The following is a 26,904-nucleotide window of genomic DNA, read 5'->3' on the forward strand; positions in this document are numbered from 1 at the left end:
CTGGTGTCCCAGCGACAGGTCACGTGCAACGTGCGCAGGTCGCTACAGGATGCTCCGATGGTCACCCATGGGTCTCTGGGCAGTCCTGGATCGAGGAAGGTGCGGGTCAGCAGCACCGATCCGGCCAGCAGCACCGAGCGGAACCGGTCCGTCTGCGATGCGGTCATGCTGCGACGGTCACCTCGACGACCGTGTCCTTGATCCGTTGGTGCGTGGCGACGGCTGGTCCACACCTGCATCTGGCGACGATGCCGATGCCGATCAACATGGCCAGAGCGAGGCGCACAATCACTCCGGGATGCGTGTGTGTCCACCGTCCGAGGCAGCGACGTCGGTCTCGCCGTCCTGGCGGAAGGTGCTGATGGCGAGGTTACGCAGGCTGGCCATGGTGCGGGGCAGGTGGCCGGTGCGGATCTCGGAGCCGTCCTCGCGGAACGTGCGGTCGCGGACGTGGTGCAGGAGGTTCTCGATACCCCAGTGGCCTCTGATCCAGGCGGCGACCTTGAGCCCGCAGATCTCGTCGCAGTGCGGGCAGGGACATGACGTCACATGCGCGAGACCGGCGAACCGGACCGATCCCGAACACGCAATGCACCCGGTCCGTGCATGGCTGCCCCGTACCCTGACCGCTGCCGCCGGACTGCACATTCGGCGGGCCCCGCTTGAGTCACTGGGGCAGGGACGCGTGGTCACGTGTGAGCATGACCGGCCTCACGGGCACGATGAGCTGCTGCCGGGACTTCACCGCTTGGGATGCCCATCATGTCGTCGACGTGGAAGAGGAAAGCAACAACGCGCAGGCCTGGGCAGGAACCGAATCAATGGCGACGCCGTCGAAGGAGCAATTGAGCTGCTGAAAGGCCTGGCCGTGACGAAATCCAGCACGTATCTGCTCGCCGCATCCGCTGCGCTTGCCCTCGCCGTGGTCGGCTGCGACGCAGGGTCCACACCGGCCGCCTCCGGAGGCGGTGCCAAGGCAGAGGCAGTCCGATGGTCCGAACCGGATCGGTATTCATTCCGGCTTCTCTCCGAGTCCGGAGAGCGGGGCGGCCTTGGAAAGTACCGGATCACCGTGGGGAACGGGAAGGTCATCAAGGCGATCGGCCTCGACGAGCCGGCCCGGCGTACCGTCAAGGAGAATCCGCAGGATGTCCCGACACTTGGCAGTCTCCTCACTGACGTCCAGAAGGCCCGTGCAGGCCAGGCTGAGGTCGCGGAGGCGGTATTTGCCGCAGATGGACACCCCACTGAGATTCACATCGATTGGCTGGCGAATGCCATCGATGACGAGGCCGACTACCTCATCACCGAATACCGCGAACTCCGCTGACCGGCGCTCCCAAACGTCCAGGTCTGCAACAGTGATGGCTGCACCTCACAACGACGTCGTACGCCTAAAAGGAGCGCCTGCTGACCAAACAGCCGAAGCCCTGCGTCGGGTCTCCCCCATCGCGGCGACATCGGCGAGCGGTCGACCGACACCTCTGACGAGCGACGCCGATTTCCGCAGCCTGAGGCCGCTGTTGAAGAACGGGTAGGTTGACACGCCGCCGGGGCGCCACTCTGCCGTGCGACGAACATCCTTCAAGGCTCAGCACCAGCCGTGCGTTTCAGCCAAGGTAGTGAAACATGCCTCTGCAAGTCGAAGAGCGTATCCGATTTTCCACCACACGCCCCTGGGCGCCACACGACGACGGCGTGGTCGGCGCCTACCTCGCTCAGCTGATCGGGACCTTCACCCTGGTCTTCGCCATAACCGCCACCGCCACCTCCGCCGGACTGGTCGGCCGGGTTCAAGCCACCATACAAAGCTCCGTGTCCACCGGCGGTGTTCGGGCGGCAGCGTGAGATCCGCCAGGGATTTCACCGGGTCGTCCGCGCACAACACCGCGTCCGTCAGCATGAACAGTTCATCGCGCCGGACGGTCAGAGACGCGTAGAACCCGCCCCGGAAGCGTGACGCTTCCGCGAACGCTTCCCTCCGGACATCGTCAGGCGGCAAACTCGCTCTCACGGCCTTCGTCTCGGTCACGTGCACCTTGGGCGGAGCACGTGATCAGACGAGGAGCGCCCGCACGTCCGGCGAATGCCCGGGTGAGCGATCCAGTTCGAGACGCCGTTCGAAGCCGGAACGACCCGTCTCATCCGATGCGTGGTGGACATGCCGGGCAGCCAGGATTTCCCGAAAGGCGCTGAGACAGGTGACATATGCTCGACCCTCTGGTGGCCGTTCTGCTGGTACAAGTCCGACCAATCGCCGTGACTCTGGCGAGCGCGGTCATGACCGTGGACGTGTCCGCCAACTACTACGTCAACTGGCCGCAGATCTCACAACACCCGGACTACCTGCTCCGGCCTTTCGGCTACTGCCGTTCACCCTGTTCGCGCTCTTCATCGCCGTGACCGCGTCGCCCCTCCACCGGCACCTGGACCGCATCGCCGGAGCACGGAAGCCGATAGGCGACAACACGGGTTGATGCTGTCTGTCCCCATCCTCACCGCGAGCGACAGCACTGCGTCTGGCTGCGAACTCAACAAGTCTCGCGAGAAGGATCGCCTGTTGACTTGCCCGATGACGGTCTCGTCGGAGACCACGACGCCGGGCCATGCGAGCCCCTTGTCATGGGAGGCCAGAAGGGATTCGATGAACGAGGCTTGCCCGTCGGGCGTTCGTGTTTCTTCGTTACCCGGCGAGGGTGGAGTTCGGTCTGACCTTTCTCGCGATGGTACGGGATGACCAGGCCGGTGCCCCGGTACCCGCCGTCCGCGATCACCGTGGTGCGGCCGACGGCGGCTTTCGCGCCGGACAGCTCCCATGCCTTGCGGTCGTTGCGGTTGCCGGGCAGCGGCCGGCCGAACGCGACGACGAGCCCGGTGTCGGCGTCGATGACGACCTGATGGTTGGTCGAGTACCGGTAATTCTTCGACTGCTCGGCGACCTGGTGGTCACGCGTGGGGACCAGGGCGCCGTCCACGATCAGCACGGTGGGCTTGCGGAACCGCCGGCGGGGCCGGGGCACCAACGACGGGCCGAGGTGGTCGATGATGCGGTCGGCGGCCGACTCCGAGGATCACGTCCGCCCGCAGACGGACTGTCGGAATTCTTCTGAAACTCCGGCTGCCTCTGGGTGCCACCGGAGACCGGAACGCCCAGCCCGCGACGGAACAGCAGGCAGCAGCAGCTCCGTTACCTCCTCACGAATCCCAAGCGGCACAGTCCACCGCATCCGCAGGGCGCCACGGCGCGGACCTCGTGTCTGCGGGATCTGCTCACGGACATCCACCCCGCCTGGGACGCGCCGTGGACCCCACGACGAGGTCCGGACTCATCCTGCCGGGCCGCCACGTCATCGCGAGCGGGATCCGGCGCGCCGGAACCACCCGCGTCGCCGGCCACCTGGGCAGGCACGGCGTCAGCGGGCGGACCGTGGCGCAGGCCCTCGCGGTCGCCCGCCGTGAGCTCCGCGCAGGCCCACCCCGCGTCGCGCCTCCCGGCGAGCGGCGCACCGCCGAACTCATCCGCGAACCCGCCGACCAGCCGGTGGCTGGCAAGGCCCTCCTCAAGGCATTGGAAGGCGAGATCGAACAGTTGGCCACCGCCCGCCCTGACGGAGCCCTCATCGGCCGCCCGGCGGGAAATGGGGCTGGTCTCCCGGGCGACGGCGGCTGGGACTCAACCGTCCCTTCGGGTGGGACGTCCCGCTTTCTCCCGGAAACGCGTGGGACGGAATCTTCGTCCGAAGGCCAGGAAACGCTGAGCGACACAGGGTCTCACTCAGCCGATCCTGAAGACACCCTCATAGGAGAGTCCATGAATCGCACGATCCAGCGCAGCCTCGTGGCCGCGATTGCGGCGATCTCGATGTTGCCCGCCGCATTCGTTTCCGCCGACACCGCCGCCGCGCAGCAGCGGCACACGGCGCCTCACCAGCAGATGCCCCACCGACGCACGGCCCCGCCCCAGCTGTGGGCGCCGAGTCACTCCACGAACCGGCCCGTCACCTGCACCGGCTACGCCCAGGGCCGCGTGGTAACCCGCCACATGCCGCTCAGGATCCGCTCCGGCCCGGGCACGGGCTACCGGGTCATCGGCACGCTGCGTCCCGCCAGCACGGTCCACATCCCCTGCAAGAAGTACGGGCGCAACGTCCGCGGCAACCACCGCTGGTACAAGCTCTCCCACAACAAGGGCTACATCTCCGCCCGCTACGTCCGCAACGTGAGCTCCATCCCCTGGTGCTGAGCCGCTGTGCCCGCCCGTCCCGCTCACGGGGCGGGCGGGCCCGTTCCACGAAGCTCACGAGCAAGCGAGGAGACCCCCATGTCCCTTTCCCTTCCGTCCGATCCGGGCCGCAGAGCCGTCCTCGGCTTCGGAGCTGCGGTCGCACTGGCCGCCACATTCCCCGCCGGCAGGGCAGAAGCCCAGCCGAGGGATCAGCCGGCCGGCCTGGCGCCGCCGGGCAAGCCGTGGCTCCAGGGTGTACGGCTGCACCACTCCACGGTGCTGCAGTCCTTCGCCTTCGACGAGCGGCACGGCCACATCTACGCGCTCCAGGTCATGGAGGGCGGCCACCGACTGCCGGGCGAGCCGCGCGCGTACACCCGTGCCGAGCGCGCGGCCCGCGGCGACATGTGCCTGAACCGGCTCACCATGGGCGGCGCACTCACCGGCGACATGTACCTGCTGGGCTTCGGCCACGGCAGCGCCCTCGGCGTGGAGGACACGGCTCGCCGTGCCGGCGCTCTGTGGACGGAGTGGGACGCACAGCCGGGATCCGGCAACGGCCGCGGTATCTGCCGCTTCACCTTCACCGCGGGCCGGGTGCTGACCCGCGCCAGCCGCAGGATTGCCACGCATCGCCCGCTCCCCGGCTCCACGAACAACCAGGTGGTCCTCGACCCGGCGCACAACCGGCTGCTGCTGCGGTACAAGGTGGGCGCCGTACCGCGCTACGGGGTGTACGGGCTCAAACAGTTCGCGGCCGGGGACTTCCGGCCGGTCGCCGACTTCGCCCAGCCCGGCGCCGAACTGGGGCTCCCCTTCCAGGGCATGGCGCTGTACGGCCCGTACGCCTACCAGCTGCTCGGCCACGGATACGGCGCTGACAACCCCGCCGGCTCGGCCGGCGACGTCCGTCTGTTCCGCATCGACGTGCGTACCGGCCGCGTGGTGCAGCAAGTGCTGGACCACACTGCGAGAGGGCTCTACCCGCGCGAGCCGGAGGGTCTGGCTGTGCTGCGCCGGGGTGGGCCCTGGCTGTGCCTTGGCTTCACCCAGGGCCCGCCCTCAAACCGCACCTTCTCTTTGTACTACAAGCCGATCGCCCGATGACTCCGGCCGTGCGTGTGGCCGCCCCGCCCCCAGGGCACACATCACGCGATCCGGAATGAACCGGATGCCTGATAGAAGGATTGGGAACGGCATGAAGGAGCAAGCGACGGCTCGCCGGCAGCAACTGCCCGACTCGCTCGGCCCCGACGGGCTGCTGCTGGTGGAGCGGCTGCGCGACCTCAAACAGCAGACCGGGCTGAGCCTGGCCGCGCTGGCCACACGCACCGCCCACAGCAAGTCCTCATGGCACCGTTATCTCAACGGCGTCAAGCTCCCGCCGCGTACCGCTGTCGAGGCGCTGGGGCGACTCGGCGACACGGAGATGGCGCCGCTGGTCGCCCTCTGGGAGAACGCCTGCCGGGCCGAGACCAGGCCGCTGAGCGCGGCGCCCCAGCCCCCTGCGCCGCGGCTGCCGCTCGACGCAGCTGCCCGGGCGCGACGGCTACGGACGGCCGTCGTGCTGGCTGTCTCCGCCACGCTGGGCGCCGTGGCCTGCGCCGTGGGTGCCCCGGCCCTGTCAGGCGGCAGCCCGGAGCGGCAAGCGGCGTCCTGCCGCATGGAAAGCTGCCGGGGGCAGTATCCGGGCTCCTCCCACTGCAACCGGGATGCCCGCACTGAGAGCACCGTCACTGAGGATGCCTACGCCGTACGGCTCCGGTTCAGCCCGTCCTGCGCCACCGTCTGGTCCGAGGTGGAGACGGACGCGCGCGATGGCGCCCTGGAGGTCTCGATCCGATCCGGAGCGGACGAGCTGCTCGCCTCGCGCCGGGACAGGGTGACGCACGGCAAAAGCAGCCCGATGCTGCCCGCGACCAGCCCGAAGGGGGCCGAGGCATGCGTAGAGGTGGCGGACCGACTGGCCTGCACCGGGGCCGTACAGCTCTCCGCGGATCTGCCGGAGGCCCGCTGAGGCTCTCCTCCACCCATGTGCCTTGTGCGGGGTAGGCCCGTGAAGCTTTCATTTGGACGGACTCGGGTGATGCGACAATGCGGCGAGGTGCCGTGCCGGGCGTCGCGAGCCGGTGAACCTTTCCGGTCACAGCACCAGCGACCGGACTCTTCTGGCGGCGAGCTTCAGCCCTCTGCCGGCGCCGCGGACCGTCGACCGAGCAGGCTGAGCCCGACCAACGGAACGTGACCGGTGGCCGGGCTCAACAAATCAGACCATGCGCCAGTCCCAGGCCTGGGGCAGCGTGCCGTTGCAGTCGTAGAGCTGAAGGTCGCGCCCCGGGCTGAAGTCACCGGACGGCACGTCGAGGCACTTGCCGGACATGGGGTTGCGCAGAGCGCGGTTGTCGTGCCACCAGAGCTGCGAACCGGTGCCGTTGCAGTCGTAGAGCTGAACCCGGGTGCCGTTGGCCGTGGACCCGCCTGCCACGTCCAGGCACTTGCCGAAGGCACGCATCTCGAACACTTTCTGCTTGAGGATCGGGACGCGGCTCCACGCCTGCGAGTTGGTCCAGTTGCACGAGTGGATCTGTACGGGAGTGCCGTTGTCGCTGCGGCCTCCCTCCACATCGAGGCAGAGGTCGCGGCCGCCCACGTTCCAGCCCACACCCTTGTCGGTGTCGTTCACGAACCGCCACGCGTCCTGGTTGTCATAGCCGATCCAGTCGGTGGAGATCATGTTGGGCATGCGCCCGAGCGTGGCGGACTCGCAGGCCGTCTTGACCGTCTGGTAGAAGTCGTCGTAGGTACGGGAGCTGAACTGGTTGTTGAAGAACAGCTTCTGGAATGCCCGCTGTCCGCTCGCGCCGTACCTCCCGCCGACGTCCAGCGGGTCGGAGATGCCGTCTCCGCTGCGGTCGGTGCACTGGCGGATGCCGTTGTCGTAATGGTTCTGGATCGTCCAGTCCCTCATGGGGAAGATGCCGATGTCCTCCCGGTCGGCCTTGCCGGACAGGACCAGCAGCCGCTGGTTGGTATTGACCATGTCCTGGACGCGGGGCCAGCCGATTGAGTCGACTCCCCAGGCGTGCGGGTCGAGCATCATCGAGCGGGCGCCGGGGACGGAGTCGAACGCCTCGGCCAGCAGGTCCTTGGAGGCGTTGTCCTCCAGCGTGAGGACGAAGACCTCCTGTCGGTTGCTGTTGAGGAAGTCGACGATGGTTCTCAGGTGGTCGGCCAGCGGGCGGCCCCACTGGCGGAACACCTCGCCGTGGCCGGTGCGCGCGAAGGGCGGGCGGTCGTCGCCCGTGCCGTAGCTGTAGTCATAGACGTCGAGTTCGGTGGCGCGCACGCCCTGGTTCCACAACTGGTCGCGCAGCGAGTACGTCTGGTTGGTGAACGGCGCGCTCATGCCGTCGGGTCCGTTGGCGTAGCCGTTGTGGCTGCCCAGCAGGGTGACCTCGTCGAGGTGTCGCTCGCCCCATCCGCCGCCGGGCAGTTCGGCGTGCGCGGGCGCGGTGAGGACGGCGGAGAGCAGGCCGGCCAAGGCGAGTACGGGCAGGAAGCGGCCGAGGACGGACCTGCTCCATCTGCCGATGGTGTGCTTCATGGATCCGCTCCGTTTCGTCGTGTGTCGTTGCGGGCTGTCCAAGGTTCGGCGCGGGTTGCCAGGAAGAGCTCAACGTTCGATGAACGTCGCGGCGGGAACTCGGCAGAAAGGTGGCGGGAAGGCGGCGGCGTGTTCCAGGGCGTGCTCGGGAAGGCACACGGCTACCATCCTGGCCAAGGGGTGCGGTCATGCGGGGGATTGAACAGGCACAGGGACCGTCAGGGAATCTGACGGTGCGTCTGCTGGGACCGGTCGGTGCAAGGCGTGGCGGTGAGCGGATAGCGCTCGGACCGCCGCAGCAGCAGGCGGTGTTCGCGATGCTGGTGCTGCGGCGTGGGCACGTCGTCACGGTCGGGCAGTTGGTGGGCGGGGTGTGGGGATCTGCCGCGCCGCGCTGCGCGTCCTCGGCCGTACGGACCTATGTCTCCCAGTTACGCGCGGCCCTGGAACCGGACCGGCCCGCGCGGTCCAGAAGCCGGTTGATCGTCGCCGCGGAGGGCGGCTACCGGTTCCTGGAGTCGGCGGTGGACGTGGACACCGAGGTGTTCGCGCGCGAGACCGCGGACCGGCGCGATTGTGCCGAGGCCGTGTACGAGCGGCTGTCACGCGCGGTCGGACGTTGGCGGGGCATCGCTCTGGCCGGGGTACCAGGGCCCTGGGCGGAGCACCACCGCGAGCTGTTGGCCGAGTCCCTGGTGGCGGCGCGCGAAGACCTGTACGCCGCAGCCGTCGAACTGGGACGGCACGAGGAGGCCGTGGCCGAACTATCAGCGATGGTAAATGAGTTCCCCTTAAGAGAGCGGTCGCACGGGCTGCTCATGCTGGCGCTGCAGCGGGCCGGACGCCAGGCAGATGCCGCTCGTGTGTACGACGAGGCGTGCGAAGTGCTGGAGCGGGAACTGGGGACGCGGCCGTCAGCGGAATTGGCGGAGCTGCACCGCGGACTCCGCGCGGGGCACACGGTGCGTTCCCCCGCGTGGCCCGTGGGCACCGACGTCCGTCCCGCGGCCCAGCTCCTCCGCCCGGACCAGTTGGCAGGCGCCTTCGGGCTCCAGCGGCAGTCGATGGGCGCGGACCGGCGGCCCGGCGCACCCGCGATCGTCGACACTCTGCGAGGCGGCGCGGTGCTGACCGCCGCACCGCTGCCCTCCGACATCGGCTGCTTCACCGGGCGTGGTCGGCTTGTCGAGGAGATTAGGGCGCACCTGCTCCAGACCCGCCCCGGGCACAGCCGGGCCGTCGTCATCGCGACCGTCACCGGCATCGGCGGCGTAGGCAAGACCGCGCTCGCCGTCCATGTGGCACACGGCCTGCGCGAAGCCTTCCCCGACGGCCAGCTGTACATCGGCCTGCGCGCAGGCTCCCATCCGGCGGATCCGGCCGGTGTGCTCGCCGATCTCCTCTCCGCGCTCGGCACCCCGCCCGACCGGCTGCCGCTGGACAGGGAAGAGCGGGCAGCACTGCTGCGCACCCTGCTCGCCGACCGTCGTGTGCTGCTCGTCCTGGACGACGCCCGTGACGCCGCCCAGGTCCGCCCCCTCCTGCCCGGCACCGCCGGTTCCGCGGTACTTGTCACCACCCGGGCTCCTCATCTCGCCGTGCCCGGCGCCCGCTCCTTCGCCGTGGACATCCTCGCCGAGGCCGAGGCGGTGTCGTTGCTCGGCACGCTCGCGGGCGCCGCACGAGTGGCCGCGGAGCCCGAAGCCGCCCGGGACCTGGTCGACTCCTGCGGCCGCCTGCCGCTCGCCGTGCGTATTGTCGGTGCCCGCCTCGCCGCCCTTCCCTGCCAGGGCCTGCGCGCCTTCGGCACGCGGCTGACCGACACCCGCGTATTACTGGACGAACTGAGCCACGGCGACCACATGGTGGAGTCCGCCTTCCGGCTCGGCTACGACGCCCTGACCCCCGACCTGGCCCGGGCCTTTCGTTTCCTGTCCCTCCTCGACGCCCCCGACCTGCCGCTGCCGGTCGCCGCCGCTCTGCTCGGCACGGAGGAGCACGCGGCCGAGGACCTCGCCGAGGCCCTGGTCGACGCCGGGATGCTGGAGTCCCCCGCCCCGGGCCGCTATCACCTGCACGACCTGCTCCGGCTCTACGGCCAAGGCCACGCCGAATCCACGGAGCGCGCCGAGGACCGGACGGAGGCGCTGCGCCGGGTCCTGGCCCTCCTCTACGGCAGCGCGGTCCACGTGGCACGCACGGCGCTGCCGGACAACACCCCCTCCCCCGCCTGGCTCCACCCAGCGGACCATACGGGCATCGCCTTCGAGGACACCGATCAGGCCCGGACCTGGTTCCGCGCGGAGCACGCCGTGCTGACCGCTGCCGTGGAGCAGTCGCTCGGGTCGGTCCCCGACGCCCTGCGGATGGCCGTGGACCTGTTGATGCTGATAGCGGTCTGCAGCCTCTTCCCGAGCCGTGGCCACTACGACGAGGCTTGCCGGCTCGCCGGATCGGCCGCCCACAGGGCAGCGGAAGCCGGCCAACCCGAGTACCGGGCCAGGGCGCTGCACACCCGGGCCTGGCTTTCATGTCTGGTGGGCAACTACGCGGCGGCGGAGGCGGACCTGCGCGCCGCACTCCGCTGGGCGGAGGCCACCGACAGCCACCGCCGCCTTCACATGTCAGGGGTGCTGCTGGCACTCGTGCTGCGCGCCACCGGACGCGTGCAGGAGTCGGAAGTCGCGATGGCCAGGGCCGAGCGGTACGCGGGCGACATGGACAACCCGGCCAGCCCTGCCGGTCTCGCCCGGTTCATGGCCCGGCTGCACGTTGCCGTAGGCGCGGACCAGCCGCCCTCCGGACTACCCCTGATGACACCACTGATGCGTCAAGTGGACGCCCACGGCACATCGCTGGTCAGGGCCGATGGAGTGATCCGGCTGGGGGCCACGCTGAGCGGCACGGCCAAGTCGGTTGACCGGTCACGGGCGGAGGCGGAGAACGGTGCGAGGACCAGCAGACAGGGGGCTTGACCCCGAATCCTGGGCATCGGCTGTGCGGATGGGGCCAGGGTAGTACTGCATCCGGCAAGCTGCAGAAGGAAGTTGCCGCGGTCGTCGCTTGCGCGTGGGCACCGACCAGGAGGCCTCAGACCAGCAGCGCCTCGAAGCCCACCGCCGAGTCACGCCCGCCTCGCCGTGGAGAGCCGATACGTCAGCTCCAATCCAAGGACGCCGGGGCGCGAAAGAGGACGAGCGGGTGCGTCCGCGCCCTCGCCGCTGAGCGGGGCCCGCCGGATCACCGGACATCAACTCCGCGTGCTCGACCCCGTGCCGCCTCCGGCGCGCAGGGAGCGCCATGCCGGGTTTCTGCCGCTGAGTGCCAGCGTGCGCTCGAACAGGGGCGCGCGGGCGTCTTGGGATACTTCGTCGGCCAGGAGGCCGAGGCTGCGCATGCGGGGCGCCTCACACGCATAGGTGTCGAGCATGGTCTTGGCCAAGGACTCCGGTACGTCGAGCTGTCGGCCGGTGGCTACTGCCATGTCCCAGGCGTGGATGGCGAATTCCGCCATGAGGATCTCGCCGAGCGATACTCTGCACCAGCTGTTCCGGTCTGGCCAGTGGCATCATGTGACGTCTTTCCTTTTCGCGGCCGGATCCGGTCGAACGATCCTGCGCGGCTGGTTCGACGATGCCCCGTGCCACGGGTCGCTTCGGGGGCGGCAGAGCCCGCAACTTCTTCTGAAGGCTCGTTCGACGGGCGCTGCCGCGACGTCGCCGGCCCGCTGCCGGTTCCTGGCTGGGGCAGGGCGGTGACGCAGGCGGGGCGAACCCTGTGGTCCTGTGAGGACCGGACTTCCATGGCGCACGCCTCGCGCACGGATGGACATACCGCGGCTCGCCCTTCGTCACGTAGGCCTTCGGTCTAGTCGATGAAGACGCTCCAGGCGACCGCGTTGAGGTTGTCGCGCAGGAAGATGTCGGTTCCTGCCAGGCGCTCGTCCCAGGAAGGCATCAGCTCCCCCGCGCGGGTGACGACCGCGTCCATCCAGACCTTCAGTTCGGCCTGTCGGTTGTTGTGTGGAACCCTGGCAGCGGCCGCGCTTTCCTTCAGGTCGACCGTCCGCAGCGCCTCGGCGGCGGCGGTGCGCAGGTCGCGGATGAACTCGCGGTTCGTCGCCACGTCCTCCGGGGTGCCGGGCAGGGCCATGTGGCCGGTCACGATCGTGTCGAAGTCGTACTGGAGCAACTCGTCCATGGCCTCGTAGTACGCGGGCACGTGCGCGGAGAAGTACAGCCGGAAGAACGGTGCACTCTTCGGTGTGAAGCTGTCGATCGCTCCCATGAGCCTCTGCTGCGGGAGGTGGATGAACAGGTTGCCGGCCACGTGCCAGTCCCTCGTGTAGTCGAGGACGAACCGGACCCCGTCGATGTCCATCTCCTTGTGCCGGCCGCTGAAGGTCTCGGTGGGCAGCGGGCGCCGGTCGTCCTTGGCCTCCTTGATGAGGTCGCCTGTGATCTCGTGCGCGATGATCTTCAGACCGTCCCGGTTCAGCAGGTGAGCGGCCCCGATGTGGTCGGCGTGCGCGTGGCTGTAGATGAGGTGGGTGAGGGGTTTGGGGGTGACCGACTCCATGGCCTCCAGCAGTTTGTCCCCGAGGAACGGCGAGGCGTCCACGAGCACGACGCCGTTCTTGGTCACCAGGAACATCGTGTTGATCATCCCTTGCGTGACGAGGTAGGCGTCGCCGCCCAGGTCGGTGACGGCATACCCGGTGGACTCCGGGATGTCCGGCCCGAGGGCGAAGTCGGGCACAGGTTTGAACTCGGTCACGGTGATCTCCTCTTTGCGGTTCCGTCCGGCGGACGGCGTGGCGATGTGGCTGTGAACGGAGGACGTTCGGGGCCTGTTCGACCCCAGGAGGCCGGGGACGGCGAGCTCGTCGATGGCGGCGATGGGCGTTCCGGCTTGCCGCCACTCTTCGAGGCCGAGTCGGCCAAGCGGGCGGCAGTCCTTGAGCCCGTGCCGCGTCGGCCGACTGGACGGTGCGGGCGCAGGCTCCTGCGGAGTCCCGCCGTACAACGCCGAAGAGGCCGACGGGGCCGTATCCAGAGTGGCAGGTGATGCGTGGCTGCGCAGGAGTTGTTGGAGGCATCGGGAGGTCCTCGACCCAGCTAGTGGTTTCTCACGTAGACCGCATCTCCCCAAGAGCTCCGGTGTCCGATGGAGTCTTATGGCGGCGGCTTCTACAGGGGGCGGGGGCGCCTTGAGGTGCAACGGAACACAACGCCGTGCCCGCTCAATGGCTGCCCCAGCGGACTCGATGACCGCGAAGTCAACGCTCGTTGGCCTGCCTTTGTCGGCCGCCGACGAACGGGCCGAGCGGGTGCCGGTGACGGTCGCCTGTCGGCAACGGCCGAATTCGGGTTCTGGATCGCTTTCCGTGCCAGAGCCACGGAGCGTCACCGCGATCACGAACGGTCGTGGCTGCCGATCTCGCTCAGAGCCTGTCTCCTTGGTGAAGAGGCCGCCCCGCCGAGCGGAAAATCAGGCGATCCGAGGGGTCTGCTCGGCTACGGTCGCCGGGGAGGTATGCGCGTGTCCTGGCCATCTGTGATCATCCTTGTCTCCGCGGAGCGACGCCCGTCGCTTGAGGGGCGAATCCGCGCTTTTGAGCTCTTGCCGGATCCTGTGACGGGTGACGAAGGGCTGCACTGGCACGGGTACTCGTTCTACATCGACCTCTCGGGCGGGATCCTGGCGGACTATGAGCCGGACGAGATCGAGCAGGTGACGAACCGAATCGGCGAACCGTATGCGGTCTATGTGTCGTGCCAGTCCATGGACGCGGCCCGGGAATTTCTCCGTGACGTCCTCCCTGGGCTCGACGGTCTTGTCGACACCAACCACTACGAGATCCCGCAGGCGAGCGAGTTCCTCACGCTGATGGACCGCCACCCCGGATGGGACTGGCGTCGCCAACCAAGCACAGACCTCCAGTAGACCGGAACACGTCGACGTCCTGTTGCCTGCGGGTCCGGATGAGGACGGCGGCGAGGTGGAGTGCGGCCTGGTGTGCGATCGCGAGTTTGCCCGTCCGCATGGCGAGGCCGCACCCCTGCTTGAGTCGGGCGATGCACCGCTCGACGGCAATGCGCTCCTTGTACGTCCCAGCGTCGAATCAGGGTGGGCGGCCTCCGGCGCGGCCTCGCCGCAGACGGTGGCCGACCTGGGCGGCGCGCTGCGGGATGACGGCCCGGATGCCGCGTCGGCGAAGGTGTCCGCGGATGGCGCGGGCAGAGTAGGCCGCCGTCAGCGATCCGCGCGTGGACCGCCCGTCCCGCACCGCAGTGGCCGCCGACGAGCAGACGCACCGAGATTCTCGCCGCCGGTCCACCTTCGGCACCCTCGTCGACGAAAGCAACTCCAGCGCCCTGGGAACCTTCGACATGACCGGGACCCACTTCGGTCGGCTCCCGCCATGGCGACCCAGTATGGGGGACCAAGATCCGGGCCATGCGCGGACCAGTACCCCACGATCTGCTCCCCAGATCGCCGTTCGTCCTGGTCAGAGGGGTGCGGCCCCCGTACCACCAGCAGACGAAGAACCTCCTGGTGTCGTACTCGCCGAAGAATCCGGGCTCCTTCCAGACGCAGGAAAAAGGGCGTCTGACCAGGGAAGATGTCTGGAAGGCGCCCTTGTCCGGCTCTCCTGGCGCAACCTGTCGACATCCGGGCCGCTCCCGATTCCTCCCAGGTACGTCCCACCTCCGACCCAAGGTTCCGGGCATTTCCGGGCGGGGGAAGCGAGGCGGACTTCATGTCCAGAGCTGTTCGCCGAGAGTCCCGGCGGGTGCGGCGCCGGGCAGGACGTAGACCACGGCCGAGGCCCGGTGTTGGAGGAACCGGTTGAGGGCGTCTCGCGCGGCCAGGCGGTTCTGGACGCGGGTGAACTGGGCGGGGTCGCGCATGAAGGCGCAGAAGAGCAGGCCGCGGTCGGTCGGGTCGTCGTCGTAGCTGTAGCTGCGGCGGAGCATGCGGGCGCCGGCGTCGAAGCGGGGGCTCGCGAGACGCACGTGGGCGGTGGCGGGGATGACGTAGGAACCGTCGGGGTTCTTGGCGTAGATGTCCGGCTCGTCGTGCTCGGCGGTACCGCTGAGGGGGACGCCGTCGCGGGCGCGGCGGCCGATCACCCGGTCGTGCTCGCCCTCGGGGAGGGCCGCGAAGCCGGTGACGTCCATGCGGATCCTGCGGTAGACCAGGACGGTGCCGTTCCGGTGAGCTCCCGTCGGGCCCCAGACCCACTGCTCGGCCGTCGCGTGATCGGGGTTGGCGATGCCGTCCTTGGAGCCGAACAGGTTGCGAGGGGTGGTGCCCGGAGGCGTGTGGGGCAGGAAGCCGGACTGGGTCCAGCGCGGCACGGCGCCGGCGGCGTGTGCGGCCGTGCCGACGAGTTCGGCAACGATGGTGAGCGTCCAGCGGTCGGCTGCGCACAGTTGGACCAAAAGATCGCCGTTGCTGCGACGCGGGTCGAGGCGGTCGCCGGGGAAGGACGGCAACTCGCCGAAGGAAGCGGGGACGTTGAGGCCGAGTCGGGCGGCGAGGGCGGGGCCGATGCCGACCAGGGAGATGAGCCGGGACACGCCGCCGCTCTGGAGTCGCGGATCCGGCGGGGCGGCGGAGGCCGCGGCGGCGAGCGTGCGGGTCAGCGCGCCGAGGACGCCGCGCAAGGTCGTCCGGTCGGTGGCGGCGGAGGTCTTCGGGAGGTCGAAGGAGAGCAGGTGCGTAGCCGGTTGCTGGGGCGCCGTGACGCCCGCCTGGCGGGCGCCGTGGAAGGGGATCGCGGTCTCGGCCGACGGGGCGCCGGTGGCGGCACGGCCGGCCGTCCGGTCGTCGCTCACCAGTTCGTCGGCCGCCGCGCCCATCCCCGCGGCGAGCACCGCCCCGCCGGCGAGCAGTGCCCGACGCCGCCCGAAACGGGTTGCCGCGGGTCTGGATGAATCCTGCGCATTTCCCTGTTCGATGGGCATACGCCTATTGGAGACGATAAAACAACTGCCATGCAAATCCTGTCTGCAGAAGGCCTGTTAGCGCGTTCAGCGGTTTCGGTGGCGGTGTTCCGGGCGGCGCTGCGCCTGTCGGCGCCGGTCGTCGCGGTCGCACTGGCGGCCACCGGTTGCTCCGGCACGGAGTCGACGTCCGCCGATGCGCGGCATCCGGCGGGGAGCGTGTTGCGCGTTCCGGAGGACTTCCGCTCGGTGCAGCAGGCCGTGGACGCCGCTCGTGAGGGCGAGACGGTGCTGATCGGTCCGGGCGTGTACCGGGAGAGCGTGCGCGTCACCAGGCCCCGCGTGGTACTGCGCGGAACGGACCGCAACAAGGTGGTCTTCGACGGCGGCGTGCGTCTGGCCAACGGCATCACCGTGACCGGCGCCGGCTCGGTGGTCGAGAACCTCACCGTGCACGGCTACCTCGCCAACGGCGTGCTGTTCACCGGCGTCACCGACGAGCGCTTGCAGCAGCGCGGCGCCGGCGGCTCCGCCTACGACCCGCTGGACACCACCCGCTTCCCTCCCGTCCGGGGCTTCCGCGCAACCCGGGTGACGGCGTACAACAACGGTCTGTACGGCATCTACGCCTTTGACGCGCGCGACGGCGTGATCGAGGACTCCTACGCCTCCGGGCACGCCGACTCGGGCATCTACGTCGGCCAGTGCAAGCCCTGCGCCACCGTCGTCCGCGGCAACACGGTGGAGCGCAACGCGGTCGGCATCGAACTGACCAATGCCTCGGACGGCCTGTCGGTGCTGGGCAATCGTGTCGCCCGCAACCGGGTCGGCGTCACAGTCAACTCCAACGACCTGGAGGCCCTCGCCCCGCAGCACGGCGCGGTGATCGCGGGCAACGTGGTCGCCGACAACAACGCCGCCGACACGCCCGAGCAGGCGGACGGGGGCTTCGGCATCGGCATCGGCATCGGCGGCGGCACCGCGAACCGCGTCCAGCGCAACCTGGTCCGGGGCAACCGGGCGGCCGGAGTGATCGTCACCGACCCGCCGGGGCATCCGGCGAGCGGCAATCACGTCGAAGGCAACCGCGCCACCGGCAACGGCGTCGACCTCGTGCTGGCCTCTGTCGACCCCGGCAACTGTTTCGTCGGCAACCGGCCCGGCACCCAGAGCCCGGACGGCCTGGAGGGTCGCGCGGGCTGCGGCAATCGCGGTCGGGGGGCGCTGCCCACCGGCCGGACGGCGTCGGTGCAGGCGCCGCCCGGCGTCCCGTTCAGCCAGGTACCGGCCCCACCCGCCCAGCCGTCCATGCCGGACCCGACGGCCCCGGGGAGCCCGGCGACCGGCCTGCCGGGGGCCGTCGACGCGGCCGCGTACCCGCTCCCGAAGGACGTGGACGCAGTGCCGCACTCGCGCTGAGCACGGTGCTGCGGTGGACTCGGTCCGTGTTCACCGTGCCGCCCCGAAGGGTGGGCCGAGGAGCGTCGTCGGCACCCACGGAAGCCGGGGCGCATCGGCACGGAGATGTCAGCCGGTGGCCCACGGCGCCTCGGGGAGCTTCGCGCGGTCGTCGCGTCCGGAGAACTCCAGGGTGGTCGGGGTCCCCAGGCCCGACATCCGCATCGTCACCCGCCGCAGGCCGCCGTCACCGTCGACCCAGTACGTCAGCGGCGACCGTCCGCCGTCGGGCCCCGCACTGGGCGTGGCACCCTGGGCTCGCGGCCCGGCGAACCGGTCGTAGCTGCGGCCGTCGATGCGTTCGCGCCCCAGTCGGCGAGCCCCGGACTGTGCCAGCAACAGCGGGTTGTCGGGGCGGTCCGCGCCCAGCCCGATCAGCAACTGAAGCCCGGCGTCCAGAGGATCGGTCGTGTAGGAGCGCGCGGACCAGCCCGAGCGCGGGATGTGCTCGGCCTGCTGCCAGGCCGGGCTGTCGTCTCCCTTGGGCGCGGGGGCCAGGCCGAGGCCGCCGGTGTCCCAGACGATCAGCCCGTGGTCGAGCTGCCCGGTGGCGGGCCCGGACGTCCCGGAGGATCCGGAGGCCCCGGTGACCTGGTAGCTCCCCACGGCCCGGTGGGTTCGGTAGTCCACGACCCCCTTGACCCGAACCACCACTCCGCCGCCCTCGGTGGCCGTGAGGGTCACCGCCACGGGACTGGCCTGGTACAGATTCAGCCGCGACAGCGCCAGCCTGGACGCCTCCTCCGTCGTCACCGGCCGCTCGGTGGCGGTGTCGTCGGAGAAGGTCCGGTAGGCGGCCAGGCCGCCCACTGCGACACCGCACGCCGTGATCGCGATCAGTGTTCTCAACCAGAGGGCCCGACGCGGCGTACGGCCGTCGGTCCTTCTCTTCCGAGCCATGCGGTCGCCTTCTCTCGTCGGTCGGTCACACAGGAGGGCGGGTTCGCGAACCGCTGGTCCGCGAACCCGCCCAGTCCGGCCCGGAGGGTCACCGGTGCCGGTCGCCCCGCTTCGGGGCTAGCGGTGCTGTGCCCTACGCCTGCGCATCAGTACGACCAGAGCCCCGCCGAGGACGGTGAGCGCGGCGCAGCCGGCCAGGGCCAGCAGAACCGCCTGGCTCATGCCGGTGGACGCCAGGCCCGAGTTGGACGCGTGGCCCGGTGCACCCGGTACACCCGGGGCGCCCGGAGCCCCCGGCGAACCCGGTTTGCCCGGTGTGTCCGGTGCCGGCGTCGTCGGTGTCGGCGTCGGAGTGGGGCCGGGCAGCCGCTCGTTGACCGCGGTCACCGAGACCCCCTCGTCGAGGTTGTCGGAGGTCAGTACCAGCGGCCCGAACACCGCTACGTCGGGTACGGCGTACCCTTCTGGCGGGCTGACCTCCTGCCAGTAGTACGTCCCCGGCGCGCCCGCGCCCTGGCAGATGCCGTCGGTCCCGGTCAGACAGGGCTTGTCGACCGGCGTGTCCGGCTCCGTCCCGGTGGCCTGCAAGCCGTCGGAACCATTCGTCTCCTTCCACAGCTGGAACTTCGCCTTCGCCAGCGGCTTGCCGTCCTGGTCGTGCTTGACCAGGCGCAGCACGCCTTCCTGTTGCCGGAAACCGAAGTCGTAGGTGTGGTCATTCTCCCCGGGCCCGCCGGTGGTCAGCGCCCTCTCCGGGAACTTCGCGTCGCGCGGGACGATTCCCTTGGAGTCGATGAAGTGGTTGTCGCCGACATCCGCGTCCGTTGGCACCCACTGGTAAAGCGGGCCGCCCTTGGCGTAGTCGGCCGGTTCGTCGAGGCGGATGGTGTACTTGGTCCTCGGCTTCAGGCCGCCGGTGACATTGGAGTCGTCGAAGTAGTACTCGCCACGCGCCGTCGTCTCGGTCGTTCCCACGAGCTTGCCCGACTCGTCGTACAGGTTGACGGTCGCGCCCACGACCGGCCGCTGACCCGGGTTCTGGATGCCCTTGCGCTCGGGGTCGTACCAGACCCGGTTGCCGATCTGGAGCGGGGCCTGGTCGCAGAGCACTTCCAGGTCGCCCATCGAGGCGCCCTTGCCGAACGGGGCCACGGTCCCGGGCGGGTTGAGGCGCAGGCCGCCCTTCGGGTCCTGCTTGCCGTCGCGCTGGACGAAGGAGGTGCCGTACCCGAAGGCGGTGCTGTTGGGGTCGAAGCCGGAGGTTGCGATGGTGTTCTCGACCTTGGAGAGCGCCATGCCCGCGAAGGCCGCGTTGTGGTGGGAGCCCATTCGGCTGTTGTCGAAGAAGCGGGTTCCCCGGGGGGAAAGCCCGCAGCCGTTGTTGGTGTCCATCACATACACCCCGCCCGCCAGGCATGCCTTGTCCAGGTCACCGCCTGACAGGACGTTGGCGGGTGTGTTGGGCGTGGGACCGGCCGGGGCGCGGTCGCCGAAGCGGTCGCGGAAGGCCAGCAGCATGGAGCCGTCGGCCTCGAATCCGATCTCGCCCAACTCCGGTTCGGGTTGGGCCAGATAGCTCTGGCAGGCCTGTCCGTTCTGGGAGGTCGGGAAGGTGTTGGTCCAGGGGAACCAGCCCGCGCCGTCGCATGGGCCACTGCCAACGGTGGACTGACGAGGGTAGTCCAGCGGCTGGTCCAGCACCGCCTTGCGGAACGCTCCGGTGGCGAGGTCGAAGGGCACGACCACCGCGCGCAGGTCCGAGAGCTTCCCGGTGGACTCGCCGGAGCACACGCCGCCGAGGTAGCCGACGCCGTCCTGCAGGCCGAGGCCGAAGGGGCGCCAGTCCCCGGCCGCCGGACAGCCCGGGTCCGGGATGGCGTAGACGGCCTTGGGCGCCGCCGCGGTCGCCACCGTGGCGTCGTAGCGGTAGAGCTTGCGGTTGTTGAGGTTGACGACGAACAGGTCCTTGCCGTCATCGGTGATCTTGATGCCGCCCAGGCTTTCCTTGCCCGGTACGGCAAGGAAGGCGTCGTCGGTACCCGACCCGTGCGCCGTAGTCCCCGCGTCCGGGACGACGGTGAACAGCGTGGTCTTCTTCTGCGTGAGGTCGGTCACGTAGATTCCCCCGGCGCCACCCGGACCGTAGTCCGTGGTGCGCTTGGCCACCGCCGAGGAGAACACCCGCTTGTCGGCCTTGTTCCACGCGATGCCGAACAGCGTGCCGGTCTCGGCATTGGTGGCGATGTCCGTGACGTCGACGTCGACGCCGTCCTGGCCGCGCGCGTCGTACGGGAAGGAGACCAGCGTGCGCTGGGTCCCGCCCTCGCGCGTGGCGGGCTGACAGGTCGTCACCAGCGGTGCGTTCTTCTGGCAGTAGTCACCCGGGCTCCACAGCCCGGTGGTGTACGCCACGCTCTTCCCGTCGGAGAGATCGACGAACTCCTCATTGCTGCTCAACTGGTTGGGCGCACCGTCCAGCCCCTGGCGCGAGGCGAAGGCCGGGAACAGCACATCCGGCTTCGGATTCACCACCTGCACCCGGTACTTGCCGCCGGCCGCCTCGCCCGCCGCCGGAGTCAGTGTCACGGTCCCGTCGGCCGCCGTGACCCCCTCGACGCCGGCCCCGGCGTCGTCGGTGAGGGTCACCTTGACGCCCGCGATGCCGGGTTCCAGCGCGGGTTTCCACACGCCACTGTTGTCCACCGCCCGGATCACCCGGACCGTCACCGATCCGTCCCCCGCCTGCGAGTGCGCCGCAGGCGCCGCGGCTAACGAGCCGCTACCGATTCCCAAGGCGAGCGCGGCCATGCAGCCGGCGGTGCGGCGACCGAGCATGCCCGGCCGTCGCCGACGCGGCTCGGGCGCGGCTCCCTTCGCTTGTTCATTCGTAGATGTCATCTCCTGCTCTCAGCGTTCAGAAGGGCCTGACGCCCTGCTCATGGGGGAGTACATAGAGATGCGGAGAACCGCCTTGCCAGCGATCTTAGAAGGGCTTTGGGCAAGATCGTGGCAGAATGGCGAACTCGTCCTCCGCCGAACTTTCGTGCAACGACCTCCGAGCACATCGCGGACGGGGCGGCGAGATGGCGGGCGAGACTCACGCTCCTGTCGCACCGGGTTCCCGTTGTGGACCCGTCGGTCGTCCGGCCACTTGCGCCGCCGCGACGAAGGGGGCAACCGCACCCGGACGAACTGCCGCTCTGTGACCCGCGGTTCATGGCGACGTACAGCCCGACCGTGGCCCATTGATCGCGGTCCATGAAGCAGACGCGATGGGAGCAGCCGAGTCGCCACGGCCCGGCCTGGGTCCCGGTGGTCCCTGGACGACTGGTTACATGCACAGGCCGGGCAGCCGCTACGGTGCAGTTGTGATGATCAACAGGGGCACGGCATCCGGGACGGCGCTGGTGATCGCGGCTGCCCCGGCCGGCAAGGGCTGTCTCATCGACGCGACCAGCGTCCTGTCCACGCTCGCGGCTGTCCCGCCCAGCATCCTGACCGGCACGACGGCAGCCACCGTCGTCGAACTCACCGACCCGGCCGACCCTCAGACCGTCCTCACCCGCATCCGCGCCGCGGCCGCCGCACCCGGCCCGCTCTCCCTCTACATGACCGGACAACTCCACCTCGACCACAAGCAGCACCTGATCCACCTCGCACTCGCCCGGACCACGCCGACGACCCTGCGCTACACCGCATTGCCCTGGCACTGGCTGGCCGGCGAGCTCGAACCGCGCCGGCCGGGCACCACCACCGTCGTCATCGACCTGGTCGCCACCCCGGACGCCTGGCAGCAGCTCCGTACGGAGGGCCTCGCTCTCGGCCACGGGATCCGCGTATACGGCCGGATCGCCCCGCCGCCACCCCGCCGCCAAATCACAGAACCGGCCTACCTGAAGGCCCTCGCTGCCACCTGGCGCAGCGGCATGAACCCACCACTCGCCCAGCTCCACGAACAGGCCGCCGCCGAGTCCGGCCCAGACGACGCACTGTTCCTGGCCGTCGACCGCACAACCGTCCCCGCCCCCGCGGCATCGGCCGTGCCGGTTCCGAAGCGTCCACTCCAGGAGCCTGCACCTGTTCCGATAGTGCCTGCTCCGGTATCGGAGAACACCGGGGCGACCGAAGAGGACCCGTTGCCTGCGATCTTTGCCGCCGCCCACGCCGGGCGGCACGGCGAGGCCGCATCGCTCGCAGCCATATGGGAGGGGTGGGCCCTGCGCACCTACGGCGCAGGTTCCGTGCAGAGCACGCACTGGACCGAGGTCCGCGCCGACCTCGCCCGTCTGGCCGACGATCCGGCACGCAGCTGCGCACTGTGGATGGCTGCCGCCAACGCCCGCCTCGCTCGGCAGCAGCCTCCGGACGACCCCGCCGTAGAAGCCGCCGTGGACCGCGCCCACCACCAATGGCAGGAACTTCGAGACCCGCAGCAGGCCCGCGAACTCGGCCCGCCCCTGGTCTCATTGCGCCGCCGGGTACCTGGCCGGCGCCCCGGAGCGGTCGAAGCCACCCAGCGCCGACTGGAACTGCTGCACACCATGCCCCCGGCAATGGCCCGACGTACGGAAGCATCCAGCCGGGAGGGGGCCGTTCCCCCCTTGAACGGGCGATGACCGGGCCCTCCCGGGGGCCGAACGTATTCGGGGACGAGCGCGAGCAGCGCGTCGACGGCCCCGCACCCGTTGCCGCCAACCTCAGGCATGGCCGCCGGGACGCGATGTACCGGCGGCCGATGCCGGTGTCACGGACCCGTGAGCAGGGCCGCCAGTGCTTGTGCTGGGGCGGGGTGGCGGGCTATCAGGGTCACAGTGCCGGGAGCCTGGGCGGGCGGGGCCCATCCGTCCGCGCAGCCCAGCAGGTCCGCCAGTGCGTCACAGGTCGCAGGGTGGGCAGGGAGCAACGACACGCCATCGGTGGCGCGGACGGCCGGGGCCTCCGCCGGTCGCTGCCGCCACGGCGGCAGCCAGGTGTCCAACGCCGCGAGCCGTGCCGGGAAGATCCGCCCGGCCTCGCGGATCAGCAGTGGGGCGAGCTCCGTGGCGTTCGACCGGAGCGTGGTGATCAGGACCGGCAGCCATGGCAGCAACACGGCGTCCGGAAGTCGGCCGAACGCGTTCGACACCGCCTCCACCACCATGTCCGCCAGACCCGGCACCGGCTCCAGTGCGTGCACGAAGCCGCTGAGGTAGTGCGGGTAGAAGGGCACCACCAGCGGGTTGGCCAGTAGTTCGTCGCAGCGGGTCCGCAACTGCTCCCGGGAGAGCGTGCCGAGCTGTACCTGCGCCGCCCACAGCAGGGCCGTCTTCGCCGGGTCCTGCGGATGCGACTGGGCGACGGCCAGTTCCAGCTGGGTCCGGTCGCAGCCCAGCGAGAGCGCGAGGCTCTCCATGCTGAACAGGAAGCCCAGCATCGCCGCCACCTGGCGGACGGTGGCGTCCTCGTCGGTGAATGCCATCGGCAGCAGGGTGCAGTAGTGCGCGTACCCGGCCTTGACGAAGGACTCGATCCACGGAGGCAGGACGGGTTCGTTGGTGCGGTAGTACGCCAGCAGTCCGCGTACCCGGCGCAGCACCTCGGGTGCCCCGTCGACGGTGCGCTCGGCCGCAAGGACCTCGAGTGCGCGTGTGCCCAGATCGTCGGCGAGGCGTCGGCCGGCCAGGTGGAGCGTCGCGTCCTCGACCGCGGCCAGCACGTCCGCCGTCGTCGCCTGCGGCCCGTACGCGGTGCGGCGGAGCCTCTGCTCCAGCACCTGCTCAAGACTCACGCCCTCGTAGCCGATTTCGATGAGCGCCCGCTGGTGGGTGCCGAGCGACAGGTCCCAGGACTCCTGGATCGACCGCTCCCCCAGTCGCCGCTCCCCCATGATGGGCCGTGCGGCGCCGACGGGCATCAGCCTGCGCAGCATCCAGAGCACGTCCGAGCAGGCCCGGAGCTCCGGGTGGGACGCCATGTCCAGCAGGGCCCGGCGCACCCCGCGCTGCTGGAGGTTCAACTCCAGTGGTGCCAGCCGGTCGTGCACGTCGCGGGCGAGGGGGGGCAGCGCGTCGTAGCCGACCTGGCCGATGCGGTCGCCGCCCATCATGATCTCGACGAGGCGGCGTACGTCCCGCCGTCCGGGGACGGTGTCCTTCTCGATGCAGGTGATCGCCGCGTCCTGGAAGTCGTACGGCGTCGGCTTGGCCCGGTCTCTCATGCCGGCGAGCAGGATCGACGTCTCGAACACGGCGATGGCGTCGGCGGTCGAGGCGAGATAGCCGTTGCGGCGCGCGGCTCGGGTGATGTCCACGGACCAGCCGAGCAGTTCGGCCTCGTCCAGGGTGTCGAGGACCGGTGGCCGGCTCAGGAAGCCGGAGAGCTGGTCCTCCGCCGCGGCGGGTGCGACGGCGGCGGGGGGCGCCACGGCCTTCGTGGGGCGTTGCTTCTTCGTACCGGCCTGTCCCTGCAGGCGGTACGGCTTCACCCGGGTGCGCTTGAGGTTCTTCGCCCACTGCGTCGCGGCGATCGACACCGAGCCGGAGGCGAGGCCGAACTGCGCCTCGATCGCGGCGTGGCTGGACGGGATCAGGCCGTACTGCCATCGCGTGGCGGTGCGCGGGGAGATCGTGAAGCCGTCGGCGCCGTGCACGCCGAACTCCTCGACCCGGCTGGCCGCGTGGAAGGCACCGCAGACGTACAGGCAGTCCGCCGGGTCGGTGCCGGTCGTGGTCAGGTGCTCGCGCATGCGGGTCCACATGTACCGCTCGCGGTCCTCGTCCACACGCACACGCTCCCCGTCGCCGGGGGCGAGCCGCCGGAACAGGCTGCCGATGAGGAACATGACCTGGCGGTAGGTGTCGTGGTCGCTGTCGCCGAGCGGTATTTCGACGTACTGGTGCCACCATTCCGACCAGTGCCGCACCTTCCCGTGGCGCAGCAGATGTTCCTCCAGTTCGGCGAAGCGCGGGCGCAGGTCACCGATCTCGACGCCGACGGCCTCGCCGTGCAGCGCGGCCTCGGCGGGCTCGGTGTCGGGGCCCGTCGTGTCGTCGCCGGTCGGATCCCCCGCCTGCTCGTGACGGGTGTCCCACTGGAAGACGTGGTCGCAGGAGCGGTCCACGAGGACGAGTTCGACGCCCGGTGTGTCCAGTGCGTAGGCGATGGCCTGGTACTCGGCGGATGCCTCCGTGATCGGTGCGACGACCGACAGAGGGGCCCACTCGGCGGGGAAGCCGTCGATCTCGCTCGCGAACGCCTGCACCGCCACCGGCAGCCGGCAGTTGCGCAGCTCGGTGAGGAGCGGCGCCATGTCCTCGCACAGCTCCAGATAGACGACTTCTGGCTGCTTCTCGCGCAGTCGGCGGGCCATGGCGAGCGCCGAGGCGGGTGAGTGGTGGCAGACGGGGAAGATCTCCAGTGATTCACCCACCGCGCGGTCGACGTCGTCGACCATGCCCAGCAGGATGCCCTCCAGGGCTTCGGGGCCGTCGGCGAACCGGGCTGCTGCCTCGTGCAGTTGACCGCGCAGGGAGGCGAAGGTGGTCGCGGCGGCCGCGCGGTTCTCGGGGGCCTTGCTCATGACAGCTTCGCGATCGCTTCACGGCCGCCCTCCAGGAACTCGGGCCAGGAGCCGCCCTCCTCCTTGCCGCGCGGCTCGACGACGCCGTGCAGGTACTTGTTGAGAATGGCCAGGTCCTCTGGCTCGCGCCGGGCGAGGGAACCGACCAGTGAGGCGGCGAGATTGCCGGCGGTCAGGGTGCTCTCGCCGAAGAAGTTGCTGTGCAGGACGGCGTCCTCCAGCACACCGATCTGTTCGGCGGTGGACAGCGCGGACTCCAGCTTCTCGTCGTCGCTGCCGGCCGCGGCGGCCGAGGCGCGCAGATCGGCGAAGCTCTGCAGGAGGACGTCGAGGAGGGTGGGCGGCACCTCCAGCTCGATCTCGTGACGGCGCAGCAGTTCCTCGGTGCGGAAGCGGACGATCTCGGCCTCGCTCTTCTTGTTCGTCACCACCGGGATGCGGACGAAGTTGAAGCGGCGCTTGAGTGCGGAGGAGAGGTCGTTGACGCCCCGGTCACGGCTGTTGGCGGTGGCGATGATCGAGAATCCGGGCTTGGCGAAGACGATGTTGTCGCCATCGCCGTCGCTCTGCAGCTCGGGGACGGAGATGTACTTCTCGGAGAGGATCGAGATCAGCGCGTCCTGCACGTCGCTGGTGGAGCGGGTCAGCTCCTCGAAACGGCCGATGACGCCGGCCTCCATCGCGGTCATGATCGGCGAGGCGATCATGGACTCGCGCGACTGCCCCTTGGCGATGACCATGGACACGTTCCAGGAGTACTTGATGTGGTCCTCGGTGGTGCCGGCCGTGCCCTGGACCACCAGGGTGGAGTTGCGGCAGATCGCGGCCGAGAGAAGCTCGGCCAGCCAGCTCTTGCCCGTGCCGGGGTCGCCGATCAGCAGCAGGCCCCGGTCGGAGGCGAGGGTGACGATGGACCGCTCGACGAAGCTCCGGTCGCCGAACCACTTCTGCGACACCTCGCGATCGAGGCCGTCGGCGCGCTCGGAACCGAGGATGAACAGGCGGACCATCTTCGGGGACAGGCGCCAGGAGAACGGCTTGGGGTTGTCGTCGATCGACTCCAGCCAGTCGAGTTCCTCGGCGTACTTGATCTCGGCGGGGGCGCGCAGCAGGTCGGACACGGGAAGGGCCTTTCTGGGCAGGTCACGGGTGGCGATGCGGGGGCCGGCGGGCGACCACCCCTTCGACAGGGACGGCGGACGACCGG

18 protein-coding genes and 3 pseudogenes are annotated in these 26,904 nt (G+C 69.9%); 9 read left to right on the top strand and 12 right to left on the bottom strand.

What is annotated here, in order from left to right; genetic code table 11:
* Positions 1-288 precede the first annotated feature (288 nt).
* Complete coding sequence (locus tag ACIOHC_RS34505; protein WP_401845380.1) at positions 289-549, bottom strand: hypothetical protein; 261 nt, start codon at positions 547-549, stop codon at positions 289-291.
* A gap of 152 nt (positions 550-701) precedes the next feature.
* On the opposite strand from ACIOHC_RS34505, the gene ACIOHC_RS34510 reads away from it, so the two are divergent.
* Both ACIOHC_RS34510 and ACIOHC_RS34515 read left to right on the top strand, forming a co-directional pair.
* Positions 702-857 (top strand): hypothetical protein, encoded by a 156-nt coding sequence (locus ACIOHC_RS34510; RefSeq protein WP_351081767.1) that lies wholly within the window; start codon positions 702-704, stop codon positions 855-857.
* Between the two features lie 65 nt (positions 858-922).
* On the top strand, positions 923-1,330 hold the full coding sequence (locus tag ACIOHC_RS34515; RefSeq protein ID WP_401845441.1) for a DUF6174 domain-containing protein: 408 nt from the start codon (positions 923-925) through the stop codon (positions 1,328-1,330).
* 461 nt (positions 1,331-1,791) lie between these two features.
* Here the strand turns inward: ACIOHC_RS34515 and ACIOHC_RS34520 are convergent.
* Together ACIOHC_RS34520 and ACIOHC_RS34525 are read right to left on the bottom strand one after the other, a co-directional pair.
* Positions 1,792-2,002 (bottom strand): annotated as a pseudogene (locus ACIOHC_RS34520) (transposase); the annotation flags it as partial.
* Between the two features lie 691 nt (positions 2,003-2,693).
* A pseudogene (locus ACIOHC_RS34525) lies at positions 2,694-3,068 on the bottom strand (transposase); the annotation flags it as partial.
* 743 nt (positions 3,069-3,811) lie between these two features.
* Between ACIOHC_RS34525 and ACIOHC_RS34530 the strand changes: the two are divergent.
* The 3 genes from ACIOHC_RS34530 (at position 3,812) to ACIOHC_RS34540 (ending at position 6,242) form a co-directional block, all read left to right on the top strand.
* Complete coding sequence (locus tag ACIOHC_RS34530; RefSeq protein WP_351081763.1) at positions 3,812-4,243, top strand: SH3 domain-containing protein; 432 nt, start codon at positions 3,812-3,814, stop codon at positions 4,241-4,243.
* 78 nt (positions 4,244-4,321) lie between these two features.
* On the top strand, positions 4,322-5,332 hold the full coding sequence (locus ACIOHC_RS34535) for a teichoic acid biosynthesis protein C (RefSeq protein WP_365693786.1): 1,011 nt from the start codon (positions 4,322-4,324) through the stop codon (positions 5,330-5,332).
* 91 nt (positions 5,333-5,423) lie between these two features.
* A complete protein-coding gene (locus tag ACIOHC_RS34540) occupies positions 5,424-6,242 on the top strand; it encodes a DUF2690 domain-containing protein (protein WP_351081759.1) in 819 nt (272 codons plus the stop codon).
* A gap of 249 nt (positions 6,243-6,491) precedes the next feature.
* On the opposite strand, the gene ACIOHC_RS34545 is transcribed toward ACIOHC_RS34540, so the two are convergent.
* Positions 6,492-7,829 carry an RICIN domain-containing protein gene (locus ACIOHC_RS34545; RefSeq protein ID WP_351081757.1) on the bottom strand — a complete coding sequence of 446 codons (1,338 nt, stop codon included), beginning with the start codon at positions 7,827-7,829 and terminating at the stop codon, positions 6,492-6,494.
* Between the two features lie 188 nt (positions 7,830-8,017).
* Between ACIOHC_RS34545 and ACIOHC_RS34550 the strand changes: the two genes are divergently transcribed.
* Positions 8,018-10,804, top strand: a complete 2,787-nt coding sequence (locus ACIOHC_RS34550) for a BTAD domain-containing putative transcriptional regulator (protein ID WP_365693789.1) — start codon at positions 8,018-8,020, stop codon at positions 10,802-10,804.
* A gap of 275 nt (positions 10,805-11,079) precedes the next feature.
* Here the strand turns inward: ACIOHC_RS34550 and ACIOHC_RS34555 are convergent, their stop codons facing one another.
* Positions 11,080-11,343 (bottom strand): hypothetical protein, encoded by a 264-nt coding sequence (locus ACIOHC_RS34555; protein WP_351081753.1) that lies wholly within the window; start codon positions 11,341-11,343, stop codon positions 11,080-11,082.
* Positions 11,344-11,696: 353 nt separating this feature from the next.
* Positions 11,697-12,605 carry an MBL fold metallo-hydrolase gene (locus ACIOHC_RS34560; protein ID WP_351081751.1) on the bottom strand — a complete coding sequence of 303 codons (909 nt, stop codon included), beginning with the start codon at positions 12,603-12,605 and terminating at the stop codon, positions 11,697-11,699.
* Between the two features lie 858 nt (positions 12,606-13,463).
* Between ACIOHC_RS34560 and ACIOHC_RS34565 the strand changes: the two genes are divergently transcribed.
* Positions 13,464-13,775, top strand: a complete 312-nt coding sequence (locus ACIOHC_RS34565) for a hypothetical protein (protein WP_351081749.1) — start codon at positions 13,464-13,466, stop codon at positions 13,773-13,775.
* Here the strand turns inward: ACIOHC_RS34565 and ACIOHC_RS34570 are convergent.
* Together ACIOHC_RS34570 and ACIOHC_RS34575 are read right to left on the bottom strand one after the other, a co-directional pair.
* A pseudogene (locus ACIOHC_RS34570) lies at positions 13,711-14,079 on the bottom strand (hypothetical protein); the annotation flags it as partial. The gene ACIOHC_RS34565 and the pseudogene ACIOHC_RS34570 sit on opposite strands and share 65 nt — an antisense overlap.
* Positions 14,080-14,590: 511 nt before the next feature.
* Entirely contained in the window at positions 14,591-15,802 is a 1,212-nt protein-coding gene (locus ACIOHC_RS34575; protein WP_365691263.1) for a Dyp-type peroxidase, read from the bottom strand.
* 78 nt (positions 15,803-15,880) lie between these two features.
* Here ACIOHC_RS34575 and ACIOHC_RS34580 point away from each other — a divergent pair, with 78 nt between their 5' ends.
* Positions 15,881-17,200, top strand: coding sequence for a right-handed parallel beta-helix repeat-containing protein (locus tag ACIOHC_RS34580; RefSeq protein WP_365691265.1), 1,320 nt, complete (start codon positions 15,881-15,883; stop codon positions 17,198-17,200).
* Positions 17,201-17,308: 108 nt separating this feature from the next.
* On the opposite strand, the gene ACIOHC_RS34585 is transcribed toward ACIOHC_RS34580, so the two are convergent.
* Both ACIOHC_RS34585 and ACIOHC_RS34590 read right to left on the bottom strand, forming a co-directional pair.
* Complete coding sequence (locus tag ACIOHC_RS34585) at positions 17,309-18,139, bottom strand: hypothetical protein (protein WP_365691267.1); 831 nt, start codon at positions 18,137-18,139, stop codon at positions 17,309-17,311.
* A 117-nt stretch (positions 18,140-18,256) separates the two neighbouring features.
* Positions 18,257-21,037: an SdrD B-like domain-containing protein gene (locus ACIOHC_RS34590; protein WP_401845387.1), complete on the bottom strand. Its 2,781-nt coding sequence runs from the start codon at positions 21,035-21,037 to the stop codon at positions 18,257-18,259.
* 473 nt (positions 21,038-21,510) lie between these two features.
* Here ACIOHC_RS34590 and ACIOHC_RS34595 point away from each other — a divergent pair, with 473 nt between their 5' ends.
* Positions 21,511-22,755, top strand: a complete 1,245-nt coding sequence (locus ACIOHC_RS34595; RefSeq protein ID WP_351081787.1) for a hypothetical protein — start codon at positions 21,511-21,513, stop codon at positions 22,753-22,755.
* Between the two features lie 128 nt (positions 22,756-22,883).
* On the opposite strand, the gene ACIOHC_RS34600 is transcribed toward ACIOHC_RS34595, so the two are convergent.
* Positions 22,884-25,697: a hypothetical protein gene (locus ACIOHC_RS34600; protein ID WP_401845390.1), complete on the bottom strand. Its 2,814-nt coding sequence runs from the start codon at positions 25,695-25,697 to the stop codon at positions 22,884-22,886.
* Positions 25,694-26,818 (bottom strand): AAA family ATPase, encoded by a 1,125-nt coding sequence (locus ACIOHC_RS34605; RefSeq protein ID WP_401845393.1) that lies wholly within the window; start codon positions 26,816-26,818, stop codon positions 25,694-25,696. Before ACIOHC_RS34605 ends, ACIOHC_RS34600 begins: the two co-directional genes overlap by 4 nt.
* Between the last annotated feature and the right edge of the window lie 86 nt (positions 26,819-26,904).

This window comes from Streptomyces sp. NPDC088252 (assembly GCF_044740965.1).
In the GTDB taxonomy this organism is placed as follows: Bacteria; Actinomycetota; Actinomycetes; order Streptomycetales; family Streptomycetaceae; genus Streptomyces.